We start from the raw sequence: 12,453 nt of genomic DNA on the forward strand, positions 1-12,453 counted from the left end.
CGGCCCCCCCCCCCCCCCCCCCCCCCCCCCCCGCGCCCCCCCCCCCCCGGGCCCCCGCCAGACCTACGGCATGCTGTGCGCACGTCGGTGAGGGCGTGTCGGGTGTGTGGCGTACGGGTGCTACGTCAGGGGGCCACCCGGGGCGGGCGGAACCCGGGGGCCGTGGCCGGTCGCCGTGGTCAGTACGTCAGCCCGTGCCCGACCGGGTAGAGCACCGCCGCCGGGTCGTCCGCCCGCTGCACCGGTACCGGCAGCGTCCCGCGCGGCTCCACCCGGCCCGCGATCACCCGGGCCGCGGCCCGCAGTTCCACGTCGGTCCACGAGTACGTCGCCAGGTACGCCGGCACGGCGGGCAGATGGGCCACGTCGTACGGGTTGCGGATCGCCACCGCGACCACCGGCCTGCCGGTCGCCAGGAGCCGCTCGACCAGCGTCCGCTGGCTGCTCGTCGCCGTCACGTTGTACGTCCCGACGACCACGGCGTCCGCCTCCCCGGCGGCGGTCACGGCCCGGTCGATCGTCGCCGCGGACGGCGCGGTACCGGTGGACAGGGCGGTGGCGGTGAACCCCAGCTCGCCCAGCGCGCCCGCCAGCACACCGGTCGGCGGTCCCGTCGTACCGGACGGGGAGGCCGGGTCGGCGCCGACGACCAGCAGCCTCGGCTGCCTGCGCCGCGACAGGGGCAGCACACGGCCCTCGTTGACCAGCAGGGTGGTGCTCCGTTCGGCGATCCGGTCGGCCGCCGCCCGGTGCGCCCGGGTGCCGACCGTGCGGTCCACCCCGCCCGGGGAGGCGTACGGGTCCTCGAACAGGCCCAGTCCCGCCTTCAGGCGCAGCACGCGCAGGATCGATTCGTCGAGCCGGGCCTCGGTCAGTTCGCCGTCCCGGACGGCCTTCAGGACGGCGTTCCACGCCACGTCCAGGGACGGCGGGTTGAGCAGCTGGTCCACACCCGCCTTCAGGGCCAGCACCGGCACCCGGTCGTCACCGTACTTCGTCCGCACCCCCTCCATGCCGAGGGAGTCGGTGACCACGACCCCGTCGTAGCCCAGCTCCTCGCGGAGGATGCCGGTGAGGATCGGGCGCGAGAGGGTCGCCGGGTCCTCGGAGGCGTCGAGCGCCGGGACCATCAGATGGGCCGTCATGATCGAGTCGATGCCCGCGGCGATCGCCGCCCGGAACGGCGGCGCGTCCAACCGCTCCCACTGCTCACGGCTGTGGGTGATCACCGGGAAGCCGGTGTGGCTGTCGACGGCGGTGTCGCCGTGCCCGGGGAAGTGCTTGGCGGTCGCCGCGACCCCCGACTGCCGGAACCCGGCGGCCTCGGCGGCCACCAGCCGCGCCACCGCCCGGGGCTCGGACCCGAAGGACCGTACGCCGATGACCGGGTTGGCCGGGTTGACGTTCACGTCGGCCACCGGGGCGTAGTCCTGACGGATGCCCAGGGCGCGCAGCTCGCGCCCCGCGATCCGGCCGAGGGCGCGCGCGTCGGAGCGGGAGCCGCCCGCCCCGACGGCCATCGCGCCGGGGAACAGGGTCGCCGGCGCGCCGACGCGGGCCACGGCGCCGTGCTCCTGGTCGGTGGAGATGAGCACCGGCAGACCGCGCGGCAGACCGAGGGACGCCTGCTGGATGCCGTTGGAGAGGCTCGCGATCTGGTGCGGGTCGCGGGTGTTGTGCGCCCAGGTGAAGTAGATGATGCCGCCGACCCGGTACTTCTCCAGCAGCTCGGCGGCCGTGCGCACGCCGATCTCCTCGAGGTTGGCGTCGATGTCGGCCTGGTCGGGTTCGGTGGCGGAGTGGCCGTAGACCCGCATCACGAACAGCTGGCCGACCTTCTCCTCCAGGGTCATCCGGGAGAGGAGGGCGCGGAGCCTGCGGTCGTCCGGGGACGCGGGGCCCGCGAGGGCTCCGGAGGTGCCGGCCGCGTGCGCGGTGGTCCCGGCGGCGAGGGCGGTGGTGACCGCCGTCGTCGCGGCGAGGACGGCCCGTCTGGACGGACGCGCGGCAGCGCTTTCCTCCGTGCGCTCCGTGCGCTCCGTGCCCTCCGCGTTTCCCGTGTTTCCTGTGCTTCCCGTGCTGCTGTCGGGCACGTGCGCTCCTTTGGGAGGTGATCCGCGGGGGATCCGCTGAAGGAAACTGCCGAAGGGTCACCAATATCCGGGAAGTTTCTGCCAGTCAAGGGTGTGCGGGGGTGGGCGTGGTCGGTGGGCGCGGCCGGCCGGAGGGGCGCGGGCGGGGCCGCCGGCCGCGGTACGGCGGAGGGGGTGGGGCCGGCGTCGCAGCCAGGGGCGAGGGGCCGGCACCGCACCGCGCGGACTCCTCCGGCAGCCCGCGTGGGAGACGGTAGGGGGTGGGCGGGGGTTCCCGGGCGCGGACGGACGTCTCAGTCCGGGGCGGACGCCGGGGTCCGGGACGCCAGGGGTGTCCGGGACGCCCGGCGCGCGGGCGGCCGGTGCGCCGAGACGGCGGGCCAGTGGACGCGCAGGGTGCGGACGGTCTCCGCGATCGCCGGACGGCGGGCCGCGCCGGCCCGCCACAGCGCGTACACGTGCCGCACGGGCATCGGGTCGAGCGGGACCTCCACCACCCCGTCGGGCAGCGGGCCGCGCCCGAGCCGGGGGATCAGCGCGATGCCGAGCCCGGCCGCCACCAGGGCGACCAGGGTCGGGTTCTCGTCCGCCTGGTGCACGATGTCCGGCTCGTGCCCGGCGGTACGCAGGGTGCGCACCAGCCACGCGTGGCAGACCCGCCCCGGCGGCTGGCAGATCCACCGCTCGCCGCCCAGTTCCTCGCGCCGTACCGCCGTGCCCCGCTCCGCGAACGGATGCCCGCGCGGCACCAGCAGGTCGCACAGGTCGTCCCCGACGACCGCCTGCTCCACGCCCGCCGGGGCGGGCAGCGGCGCGATGTCCCAGTCGTGCGCGACGACGAGATCGACCGCACCCTTGGCGACCAGGTCCACGGACAGGTGCGGGTCGACCTCGGTCAGCCGGGTGTCGAGCGCGGGGTGCCGCCCGGCCAGGTCGGCCAGTACGGGCGGCATCAGCCCGCGGGCCGCCGACGCGAAGGCGGCGATCGTCAGCCGTCCGGACGGCACCCCGCGCCGCTCCTCCAGCTCGGTCTCGGCCCGCTCCACGATCGCCAGCAGCTCCTGCGCGGTGGCGACGAGGTGGTGCGCCGCGTCGGTCAGCCGCACGCCCCGGCCCTCCCGCTCCAGCAGCACGGTCCTGGTCTCCCGCTCCAGCTTGGCGATCTGCTGGGAGACGGCGGAGGAGGTGTAGCCGAGCGCCGCGGCGGCGGCCCCGACGGTCCCGTGCACGGACACGGCGTGCAGGGCGCGCAGGCGCTGGAGGTCGAGCATGACGGCTCCCCGATCGGTAAGCGGTGCTTCATCCCACCATGCAGGAACCTTCGCTGGTGCTGAAGGGTCGCGGGCGGTGATCCTCGACGCATGCGACCTTCCCACGCCCTGCTCGCCGTTCTCGTCGCCGCCGTCTGGGGCGTGAACTTCGTCGTCATCGAGATCGGCCTCGACCACTTCCCGCCGCTGCTGTTCTCCGCGCTGCGCTTCCTCACGGCGGCGGTCCCCGCGGTCTTCCTGGTGGGGCGCCCCAGGGTGGCGTGGAAGTGGATCGTGGGGGTGGGCCTCGCCCTCGGGGTGGCCAAGTTCGGGCTGGTGTTCGTCGGCATGGACGCGGGCATGCCGGCCGGGCTGACCTCCCTGGTGCTCCAGATCCAGGCGGTCTTCACGGCCCTGTTCGCGTTCCTGCTCCTCGGCGAACGGCCCGCGCGCGTCCGGCTGGTGGGCATGGCGGTGGCCCTGGCCGGAATCGGCGTCGCCGCCGTCGACGAGGGCACCTCGGGCCCTCTGGGAGCGTTCGCCCTGATCATCGCCGCGGCGGCCTGCTGGGGCGTGTCGAACGTGCTGACCCGCAGGGCGGCGCCCGACGACGCCCTGAACTTCATGATCTGGGTGAGCACGGTGCCGGTCCTGCCGCTGCTGGCGCTCTCACTGCTCCTGGAGGGCCCCTCGCGGGATCTGGAGGCACTGGGCGCGCTGGACCTGCCGGGGGCGGGCGTCCTGCTGTTCGTGGCCTGGGGCGCCACCGTGTTCGGCTTCGGGGCCTGGGGATGGCTGCTGCGCCGTCACCCCGCGTCGACGGTGGCGCCGTTCTCCCTGCTGGTACCGGTCTTCGGGATGTCGTCGGCGGCCCTGTTCCTGGGCGAGCCGGTGAGCCCGCTGCGGTGGTGGGCGGCGGCCCTGCTGGTGGGCGGTGTGGCCCTCGCGTCGTTCGGGGGACGGGAGCGGCGGGCGGGCCGGAAGGGAGAGCCCGCGGCCGGGGCGGACGGGACCGGCGGAGAGGCGGACGGGCCCGGCGGCCGGGGGGCCGTGCCGGCGGGTGGGCGGGAGCCGGTCGTGCCGGGTCGTTGAGGGGCAAAACCGGCGGGCGGGCCGGGAGAGGGGGCCCGCGGGTGGGGTGGACGGGATCCGCGAGGGGGTGGGGGTGGACCGGCCCGGCCGCGGGGTGACCGCGCCCGGCCGGCCCGGGGCCCCGCCGGGCCGGCCGGACGCCGGGATCCGGTTACGCCGAGTCGTTGAGGAGGCGGGAGAGGTGGGCCCGGCCGGGGCCGAGGAGGCCGGGGAGCGGGGCGGCCTCCTCGTACCAGCGCTTCTCGTACTCCCAGCAGAGCCAGCCGTCCCAGCCGTGGCGGGACAGGATCTCCACGCAGTCGGCCAGCGGGAGGATGCCCTCACCGAGGGGGAGCGGGGTGGTGTCCTCGACGGAGGCGATGTCCTTGACCTGGACGTAGCCGAGGTGGGGGGAGAGGGCCGCATGGCTCTCCGCGGGCTGCTCGCCGCCCATCCAGGTGTGCATCACGTCCCAGAGGGCGCCCACCTGGCGGTGGCCGACGAGGCCGAGGATCCGCATCGCGTCGGCGCCGGTGCGGTGGGAGTCGTGGTTCTCCAGCAGGATGCGCACGTCGAGGTCGGTCGCGTACTCGGCGGCCGTGCCCAGCCGCCGGGCGGCCGTCGCGTCGGCCTCCTCCGGGGTCTGCTCGGAGGAGCCGCCCGGGAAGACCCGGATGTAGGGGGCGCCGAGGTCGCGGGCGAGACCGAGGAGGGCCCAAAGCTCCGCGACGACGGCCTCGTCGTCGCCCGGCGCGGCGACCCTGGTGTAACCCGCGACGCTCAGGACCTCGACGCCGGATGCCTTGAACTCGGCGGCGACATCCGCCCGTTCGGCGGGGGAGAGACCGGGATGGACCGGTTCCTCGGGGTGCGCGCGCAGCTCGACGCCGTGATAGCCGTGCGCGGTCGCGAGACGCAGTACGTCGGCCATCGGAAGGCCGGGGACACCGAGGGTGGAGAACGCCAGCTTCATGAAAACGGACCCTACCCGGGACCCGCGCGGTCACTCCCCCCTCGCCGCTCCTCGCCACTCCGGTGTCGCGCGCCGGTGCCGCGCGAGGGCTCGGAGCGGGGGCGGGGCGCCGGCCCGGTCGCGCGGGCGGCGGCGCCCCGTCCGGGGCCTCAGGCCCCGGCGGGCGCCTCCGTCGCGCGGCGGTAGACGCACACCTGGGCACCGGACTTCGCGGCGGTCGCCGAGACCAGCTCGAACGGGCGCTTCGCGCCGTCCACGGGGAAGACCGACTTGCCGCCGCCCAGGACCACCGGCATGACGAGGAGCCGGAGCTCGTCCACCAGGTCCTCGCCCAGCAGGGTGCGGGCGAGCGTGGGGCTGCCCATCACCACGAGGTCGCCGCCCTCGGCCGCGCGCAGCTTCCGGACGCGGGCGACGGCCTCCCCGGCGGGAACGAGCCGGCTGTTGTTCCAGGTCAGGTCGGACTCGCCGAGGGTGCCGGAGACGACGTACTTCGGCAGGCCGTTGATCCGGTCGGCGAAGGGGTCCCCGGCCTGCCGGGGCCACGCCTCGGCCATGGTCTGCCAGGTGCGGCGCCCGTACAGGAGCCCGTCGGCCTTCTCCAGCGCCGCGTCGAAGGCGCCGCCGACGACCTCCGGGTCGAAGTAGGCGTGCGACCAGCCGCCGTGGGCGAAACCGCCGTCGGTGTCCTCCTGGGGTCCGCCGGGGGCCTGCACGACACCGTCGAGGCTGATGAACTCGGTGATCACGATCCGCATGACTGCCGCTCCTGTTGTCCGCTTGTCCGCTTGTCCGCCGAGGCGGTGACGGAAGTGCAGACCGACGGTAGCGGCGGAACTCATCGCCGCCGGCGACCGCGTACTGCGGCCGGGCGGGCGTGCTCCGGCCGGGCGGCACAGGGACCGGCGTCGGCGCGGACATCGGCCCGCAGTCTCACACCCGCGGCGCCCCCGAGGACCCCCGCACCATCAACTCGCCCCGCACGGAGGCGATCCCCCCGGGCGGCGGCTCCTCGCGGCCCATCGCGATGCGGCCGGCCCGGGCCCCCGCCTCGGCGAGCGGCAGCCGCACCGTCGTCAGGGCGGGCACCGCGTCGATGCTGAACGGGAGGTCGTCGAAACCGGCGACCGACACGTCGTCGGGGATCTTCCGTCCGGAGTCCCGCAGCGCCGCGCACGCGCCCAGCGCGACGGAGTCGTTCGCGGCGACCACCGCCGTCAGCTCGGGGTCCCTGCGCAGGAGTTCGAGGGCGGCCTCGTAGCCGGAGCGGCGGTCGTAGCGGCCGTGGACGGTCCAGCGGGGGTCCTCCTCGATGCCGTGCGCGGCGAGCGCGGCCCGGTGCCCTTCGAGGCGGTGGCGGGTGGTGGTGCGCTCCTGCGGGCCCGCGACGTAGCCGAGGCGGCGGTGGCCGAGCCCGATCAGATGCTCGGTGAGTTCCCGGCCGCCGCCGCGGTTGTCGAAGGTCAGCGCGATCGCCCCGGTCTCCGGCGCCGGCGGCCGGCCGCACAGCACCACCCGGGTCCCGGCCTTCGCCAGCTTGCGCAGCTTCGCGTCCGTCGCCGCCCGGTGCGGGGCGTCCTCGATGGCGCCGCCGGTCAGCACCACCGCCGCGGCCCGCTGCCGCTGGAGCAGCGTCAGATACGTCAGTTCGCGTTCCGGGGAGCCGCCCGTGTTGCACACGACCGCGAGTCTCTCCCCGCCGGCCCGCCCGCCCGGCCCCCCGATCTCGCCCTGGATCGCGCTCGCCATGATCCCGAAGAAGGGGTCGGCGATGTCGTTCACCAGGATGCCCACCAGGTCGGAGGTGGCGGCGGCCAGGGCGCTCGCGGGGCCGTTGAGCACGTAGTCGAGTTCGTCCACGGCCTTCAGCACCCGATCGCGGGTGGAAGCCGCCACGGGATAGTTCCCGTTCAGCACGCGCGACACCGTCGCGGGGGAGACCTGCGCGCGGGCCGCCACGTCCGCCAGGGTCACCGTCATCTCTCGTCCTCCGGTCGCGCATCTCGTCGTATCGGCGCCGGCCGCGGTGTCCGGGCGCGTCCGGGCATGTCCGGGCACGGAAACCGATGTCCCGCCCCCGACCAGACCCTATGGCCCCGCGCCCACTTGTTCGCCCCCTCGAACAAGTCGGGTTCGCCGTGGTCTTGTCCGGACCGCCGTCCAGAGGCTAGCTTCTAGATGCATAGAAAGCGCTTGCTGTGACGTTCGCCAGTACCCGTCACGCGTCGGCCGGCACTCACCGGCCGACGCGTGACGGCTGGGGCGTGCGCGGCGCGCGGGGACCGCGTACGAAGGGATCGACGTGACACGCAAGACGGTGCGTATCGCCATGAACGGTGTGACGGGGCGGATGGGTTACCGGCAACACCTCGTCCGCTCCATCCTGGCCCTGCGCGAGCAGGGCGGCCTCGACCTCGGTGACGGCACCGTGCTGTGGCCGGAGCCGGTCCTGGTCGGCCGCCGGGAGCACGCGCTGCGCGCGCTGGCCGAGCGGCACGGCCTGGAGCACGTCTCCACCGACCTGGACGCGGTGCTCGCCGACGAGAGCATCGACATCTACTTCGACGCCCAGGTCACCTCCGCCCGCGAGGAGGCCCTCACCAAGGCGATCGCGGCCGGCAAGCACCTCTACACCGAGAAGCCGACCGCCACCGGCCTCGACGGCGCCCTGGAACTGGCCCGGCTGGCGAACGCCGCCGGGATCAAGCACGGCGTGGTGCAGGACAAGCTGTTCCTGCCGGGCCTGCTCAAGCTGAAGCGGCTCATCGACGGCGGCTTCTTCGGCCGGATCCTGTCGGTGCGCGGCGAGTTCGGCTACTGGGTGTTCGAGGGCGACTGGCAGGACGCGCAGCGACCGTCCTGGAACTACCGCGCCGAGGACGGCGGCGGCATCGTCGTCGACATGTTCCCGCACTGGGAGTACGTGCTGCACGAGCTGTTCGGCCGCGTGCGCTCCGTCCAGGCCCTGACCGCCACCCACGTCCCGCAGCGCTGGGACGAGAACGGCAAGCCCTACGACGCCACCGCCGACGACGCCGCCTACGGCGTCTTCGAACTCGAGGGCGGCGCCGTCGCCCAGATCAACTCCTCCTGGGCGGTCCGCGTCCACCGCGACGAACTCGTCGAGTTCCAGGTCGACGGCACCGAGGGCTCCGCCGTGGCCGGGCTGCGCACCTGCCGCGTCCAGCACCGCTCCGCCACCCCCAAGCCCGTCTGGAACCCGGACATCCCCGCCACCGAGGTCTTCCGCGACCAGTGGCAGGAGGTCCCGGACAACGGCGAGTTCGACAACGGCTTCAAGGCCCAGTGGGAGCTGTTCCTCAGGCACGTCTACGCCGACGCCCCCTACCACTGGGACCTGCTGGCCGGGGCCCGCGGCGTCCAGCTCGCCGAGCTGGGCCTGAGGTCGTCGGCCGAGGGCCGCCGCCTCGACGTACCGGAGATCGCCCTGTGACCATCGAACTGCCCGACGCACAGGGCCGGCTGCGGACCTACGAGCCCCGCACCGAGCCCCTCGCAGTCACCGCCGGAGCCCCCTTCACCTCCCGTACGGTCTTCTCCGCGGCCCACGTCGTCGCCGACCCGTACGCCGACACGACCCCCGACTCGCCCGCCGCCGTCGACTGGGACGCCACCCTCGCCTTCCGCCGCCACCTGTGGTCGCACGGCCTGGGCGTCGCCGAGGCCATGGACACCGCCCAGCGCGGCATGGGCCTGGACTGGGCGGGCGCGGCCGAGCTGATCCGCCGGTCCGCCGCCGAGGCGAAGGCCGTCGGCGGCCGCATCGCCTGCGGCGTCGGCACCGACCAGCTCGCCGCGGGCACGCTCGAGGAGGTGCGGGCGGCCTACGAGGAGCAGCTCCTGCTCGTCGAGGAGTCGGGCGCGCAGGCCATCCTGATGGCGTCCCGCGCCCTGGCCGCCGCGGCCCGCTCCCCCGAGGACTACCTCGAGATGTACGGGTACCTGCTGCGCCAGTCCGCCGAGCCGGTGATCCTGCACTGGCTCGGCCCGATGTTCGACCCGGCGCTCGAGGGCTACTGGGGCTCGTCCGACCTGGACGCGGCCACCGGAACCTTCCTGGAGGTCATCGCCGCCCACCCCGACAAGGTCGACGGCATCAAGGTCTCGCTGCTCGACGCGCAGCGCGAGGTCGACCTGCGCCGCCGCCTGCCGCAGGGCGTGCGCTGCTACACCGGCGACGACTTCCACTACCCCGAGCTGATCGCGGGCGACGAGCAGGGCTTCAGCCACGCCCTGCTCGGCATCTTCGACCCGCTCGGCCCGCTGGCGGCCCAGGCCGTCCGCGCCCTGGACACCGGGGACACGGCGGGCTTCCGCGGACTGCTCGACCCGACGGTGGAGCTGAGCCGGCACCTCTTCCAGGCCCCCACCCGCTTCTACAAGACGGGCGTGGTGTTCCTGGCCTGGCTGGCCGGCCACCAGGACCACTTCGCCATGGTCGGCGGCCTGCAGTCGGCCCGCTCGCTGCCGCACCTCGCCCGCGCCTACGAACTCGCCGACGGCCTCGGCCTGTTCCCCGACCCGAAGCTCGCCGAGGACCGCATGCGGACCCTGCTGCACCTGTACGGAGTGACCCCGTGACCGGCCCCGTGACCGAGCCGGCCCCCGGCCCCGCCGGCGCTCTCGCGCGTTTCAGCATCAACCAGATGACGGTCAGGCAGCTGTCCCTGCCGGAACTCGTCGACGGCTGCCGCGACCTGGGCGTCCCCGGCGTCGGCCTGTGGCGCGAACCCGTCCGGGCCTACGGCGTCGAGGCGGCGGCGAAACTGGTCCGGGACGCGGGCCTGACGGTGACGACCCTGTGCCGGGGCGGTTTCCTCACCGCGATCGACCCCGCCGAGCGGGCCGCGGCCCTGGCCGACAACCGCCGCGCCGTCGACGAGGCGGCCGCCCTGGGCACCGACACCCTGGTCCTGGTCTCCGGCGGCCTCCCGGCCGGCTCCAAGGACCTGCGCGGCGCCCGCGAACGCATCGCGGACGCCCTGGCGGAGCTGGGCCCGTACGCCGAGGAGCACGGGGTGCGCCTGGCCATCGAGCCGCTGCACCCCATGTACGCCTCGGACCGCTGCGTGGTCTCCACCCTCGCCCAGGCCCTGGACCTCGCCGAACGGTTCCCGGCCCGGCAGGTCGGCGTCACCGTCGACACGTACCACGTCTGGTGGGACGACACGGCGCCCGCGCAGATCGCCCGCGCCGGCGCCCAGGACCGCATCCACACCTTCCAGCTCGCCGACTGGACCACCCCGCTGCCCGAGGGCGTCCTCAACGGCCGCGGCCAGATCGGCGACGGGAGCATCGACATGCGGGAGTGGCAGGGGTACGTGGAGGCGGCCGGCTACACCGGCGCCATCGAGGTCGAACTCTTCAACGACGTCCTGTGGGCCCGGGACGGGCGCGAGGTCCTGGCGGAGACGGCACGGCGGTTCGTGGAGCACACGGCGTAGGGCCCGCCCCCGGGCGCCCGGAAAGATCTTGGAGCGGCCGGGCAACCCTCCCCGCACCCCGGGGGTCGTAGTTCCTGTCAGGACTTCTGTGGGGGACCCGGGGGCCGAGAGGTTCTGACGGGGGAGGGGACAGGGGGAGGGAACCGAGGGGGTCCGGTCACGTACCGGACCCCCTCGACGTTTCCTCCCGGAAGGCTCCCCCGGCTTCCCTCAGAAGAACACCCCGCACCGCAGCAGTACGTTCGCGTACGGCCGGGCCTCGCCGGTGCGGACGACGAGGCGGGCGCCGGCGGTCAGTTCCTTGAGGCGTTCGTGCGGGACCAGGTCGAGGGCGGGGAAGTGGCCCGCCAGCAGGTCCGCGGCCGCCGGGTTGGCCTGCCGGATCTCGGTCGCGGCCGTCGCGCCCTCGATCACCAGCTCGGCCAGCAGCCCTTCCAGCACCTCCGCGAAGGACGGCACCCCGGCCCGGAAGGCCAGGTCCACCACGCGCGGCCCCTCGGGGATGGGCATGCCCGCGTCGCACACCAGCACCCGGTCCGTGTGGCCCAGTTCGGCCAGCGCGGCGCTGAGGTGCCGGTTCAGGATTCCGCCCTTCCTCACAGCGCCGCGACCTCCTCCGCGGTCGGGAAGGACGCCTGCGCGCCCTCCCGGGTGACCGTCGACGCCCCCACCCGGGCCGCGTACGCCGCAGCCCCGGCCAAGGACTCGCCGAGGCCCAGCCGCCAGGCCAGCGCGGCGGTGAACGAGTCGCCCGCCCCCGTGGTGTCCACGGCGCGCACCTTCACGGAGGGGACACGGGCCACCCCGTCGGACGAGGCCACCAGCGCACCCTCGCCACCCAGCGTCACCACCACCGAACGGGGCCCCTTGGCGAGCAGCAGCCGCGCCCAGTCCTCGGGCGTCCCGCCGACACACGCCTCGCCGAGGATCACCTGCGCCTCGTGCTCGTTGACGATCAGCGGGTCGCACGCCGCCAGCACCTCGCCCGGCAGCGGCCGCGGCGGTGACGGGTTCAGCACGAACCGGCTGTCCGGCGCCAGCGAGCGCACCACCTCCACCACCGTCCCCAGAGGGATCTCCAGCTGCGCGGAGACCACCTTCGCGGCGTGGAAGAGGCTCCCGGCCGCCCGTACGTCCTCGGGTGCCAGCCGGCCGTTGGCACCCGGCGAGACGACGATGCTGTTGTCCCCGGACGGGTCCACCGTGATCAGCGCGACACCGGTCGGCGCCCCGCCCACCAGCACGCCGACCGTGTCGACCCCGGCCGCCCGCTGCGAGTCCAGCAGCAGCCGCCCGTGCGCGTCGTCGCCGACCCGGGCCAGCAGGGCCGTCCGGGCGCCGAGCCGGGCGGCGGCGACCGCCTGGTTCGCACCCTTGCCGCCCGGGTGGACGGCCAGGTCGGAGCCGAGCACCGTCTCCCCGGCGTCCGGCCGGCGCTCGACGCCGATCACCAGGTCGGCGTTGGCCGACCCCACGACCAGCAGGTCGTAGTCGTACATGGAATGGCTCCCCACATGGTCGCTGTGGGGGCGGGGGGGGGGGGGGGCCCCCCCCCCCCCGGGGGGGGGGGGGGGGGCGGCCGCGGGACACCGGCGCCGTGG

The 12,453-nt window shown here is 74.9% G+C and carries 11 protein-coding genes; 4 read left to right on the forward strand and 7 right to left on the reverse strand.

Going from position 1 to position 12,453, the window contains the following annotated elements; genetic code table 11:
- Positions 1 to 179 precede the first annotated feature (179 nt).
- Positions 180 to 2,093, reverse strand: coding sequence for a glycoside hydrolase family 3 protein (locus tag ORI94_RS17685; protein ID WP_266076419.1), 1,914 nt, complete (start codon positions 2,091 to 2,093; stop codon positions 180 to 182).
- 293 nt (positions 2,094 to 2,386) lie between these two features.
- Entirely contained in the window at positions 2,387 to 3,364 is a 978-nt protein-coding gene (locus ORI94_RS17690) for a LysR family transcriptional regulator (RefSeq protein ID WP_266076422.1), read from the reverse strand.
- A gap of 90 nt (positions 3,365 to 3,454) precedes the next feature.
- Between ORI94_RS17690 and ORI94_RS17695 the strand changes: the two genes are divergently transcribed.
- A complete protein-coding gene (locus tag ORI94_RS17695; protein ID WP_266076424.1) occupies positions 3,455 to 4,435 on the forward strand; it encodes an EamA family transporter in 981 nt (326 codons plus the stop codon).
- Between the two features lie 151 nt (positions 4,436 to 4,586).
- Here the strand turns inward: ORI94_RS17695 and ORI94_RS17700 are convergent, their stop codons facing one another.
- The 3 genes from ORI94_RS17700 to ORI94_RS17710 all read right to left on the reverse strand — a co-directional run bounded on the left by ORI94_RS17700 (position 4,587) and on the right by ORI94_RS17710 (position 7,367).
- Complete coding sequence (locus tag ORI94_RS17700; protein WP_266076427.1) at positions 4,587 to 5,387, reverse strand: sugar phosphate isomerase/epimerase family protein; 801 nt, start codon at positions 5,385 to 5,387, stop codon at positions 4,587 to 4,589.
- A gap of 149 nt (positions 5,388 to 5,536) precedes the next feature.
- The gene (locus ORI94_RS17705) at positions 5,537 to 6,145 is read right to left on the reverse strand and encodes a dihydrofolate reductase family protein (RefSeq protein WP_266076429.1); all 609 of its coding nucleotides are present in this window, start codon (positions 6,143 to 6,145) and stop codon (positions 5,537 to 5,539) included.
- Positions 6,146 to 6,320: 175 nt separating this feature from the next.
- On the reverse strand, positions 6,321 to 7,367 hold the full coding sequence (locus tag ORI94_RS17710; RefSeq protein WP_266076431.1) for a LacI family DNA-binding transcriptional regulator: 1,047 nt from the start codon (positions 7,365 to 7,367) through the stop codon (positions 6,321 to 6,323).
- Positions 7,368 to 7,689: 322 nt separating this feature from the next.
- On the opposite strand from ORI94_RS17710, the gene ORI94_RS17715 reads away from it, so the two are divergent.
- The 3 genes from ORI94_RS17715 (at position 7,690) to ORI94_RS17725 (ending at position 10,852) form a co-directional block, all read left to right on the forward strand.
- Entirely contained in the window at positions 7,690 to 8,841 is a 1,152-nt protein-coding gene (locus tag ORI94_RS17715) for a Gfo/Idh/MocA family protein (RefSeq protein ID WP_042170928.1), read from the forward strand.
- Positions 8,838 to 9,989: a dihydrodipicolinate synthase family protein gene (locus ORI94_RS17720; RefSeq protein WP_266076435.1), complete on the forward strand. Its 1,152-nt coding sequence runs from the start codon at positions 8,838 to 8,840 to the stop codon at positions 9,987 to 9,989. Before ORI94_RS17715 ends, ORI94_RS17720 begins: the two co-directional genes overlap by 4 nt.
- 65 nt (positions 9,990 to 10,054) lie before the next feature.
- Entirely contained in the window at positions 10,055 to 10,852 is a 798-nt protein-coding gene (locus ORI94_RS17725) for a sugar phosphate isomerase/epimerase family protein (protein WP_266076520.1), read from the forward strand.
- Between the two features lie 210 nt (positions 10,853 to 11,062).
- Here ORI94_RS17725 and rbsD read toward each other — a convergent pair whose 3' ends face one another.
- Together rbsD and ORI94_RS17735 are read right to left on the reverse strand one after the other, a co-directional pair.
- The gene (gene rbsD, locus ORI94_RS17730; protein ID WP_266076437.1) at positions 11,063 to 11,452 is read right to left on the reverse strand and encodes a D-ribose pyranase; all 390 of its coding nucleotides are present in this window, start codon (positions 11,450 to 11,452) and stop codon (positions 11,063 to 11,065) included.
- Positions 11,449 to 12,351: a ribokinase gene (locus ORI94_RS17735; RefSeq protein ID WP_266076440.1), complete on the reverse strand. Its 903-nt coding sequence runs from the start codon at positions 12,349 to 12,351 to the stop codon at positions 11,449 to 11,451. Before ORI94_RS17735 ends, rbsD begins: the two co-directional genes overlap by 4 nt.
- Positions 12,352 to 12,453: the final 102 nt, after the last annotated feature.

It is taken from the genome of Streptomyces sp. NEAU-W12 (genome assembly GCF_026242095.1).
Taxonomy (GTDB): domain Bacteria; phylum Actinomycetota; class Actinomycetes; order Streptomycetales; family Streptomycetaceae; genus Streptomyces.

Excerpts from the sequence above, each read along its gene's own strand:
- ORI94_RS17710 (WP_266076431.1), bottom strand. The coding sequence starts at position 7,367 with ATGACGGTGACCCTGGCGGACGTGGCGGCCCGCGCGCAGGTCTCCCCC.
- ORI94_RS17735 (WP_266076440.1), bottom strand. The coding sequence starts at position 12,351 with ATGTACGACTACGACCTGCTGGTCGTGGGGTCGGCCAACGCCGACCTG.
- ORI94_RS17690 (WP_266076422.1), bottom strand. The coding sequence starts at position 3,364 with ATGCTCGACCTCCAGCGCCTGCGCGCCCTGCACGCCGTGTCCGTGCAC.
- ORI94_RS17725 (WP_266076520.1), top strand. The coding sequence starts at position 10,055 with ATGACGGTCAGGCAGCTGTCCCTGCCGGAACTCGTCGACGGCTGCCGC.
- ORI94_RS17695 (WP_266076424.1), top strand. The coding sequence starts at position 3,455 with ATGCGACCTTCCCACGCCCTGCTCGCCGTTCTCGTCGCCGCCGTCTGG.
- ORI94_RS17700 (WP_266076427.1), bottom strand. The coding sequence starts at position 5,387 with ATGAAGCTGGCGTTCTCCACCCTCGGTGTCCCCGGCCTTCCGATGGCC.
- ORI94_RS17705 (WP_266076429.1), bottom strand. The coding sequence starts at position 6,145 with ATGCGGATCGTGATCACCGAGTTCATCAGCCTCGACGGTGTCGTGCAG.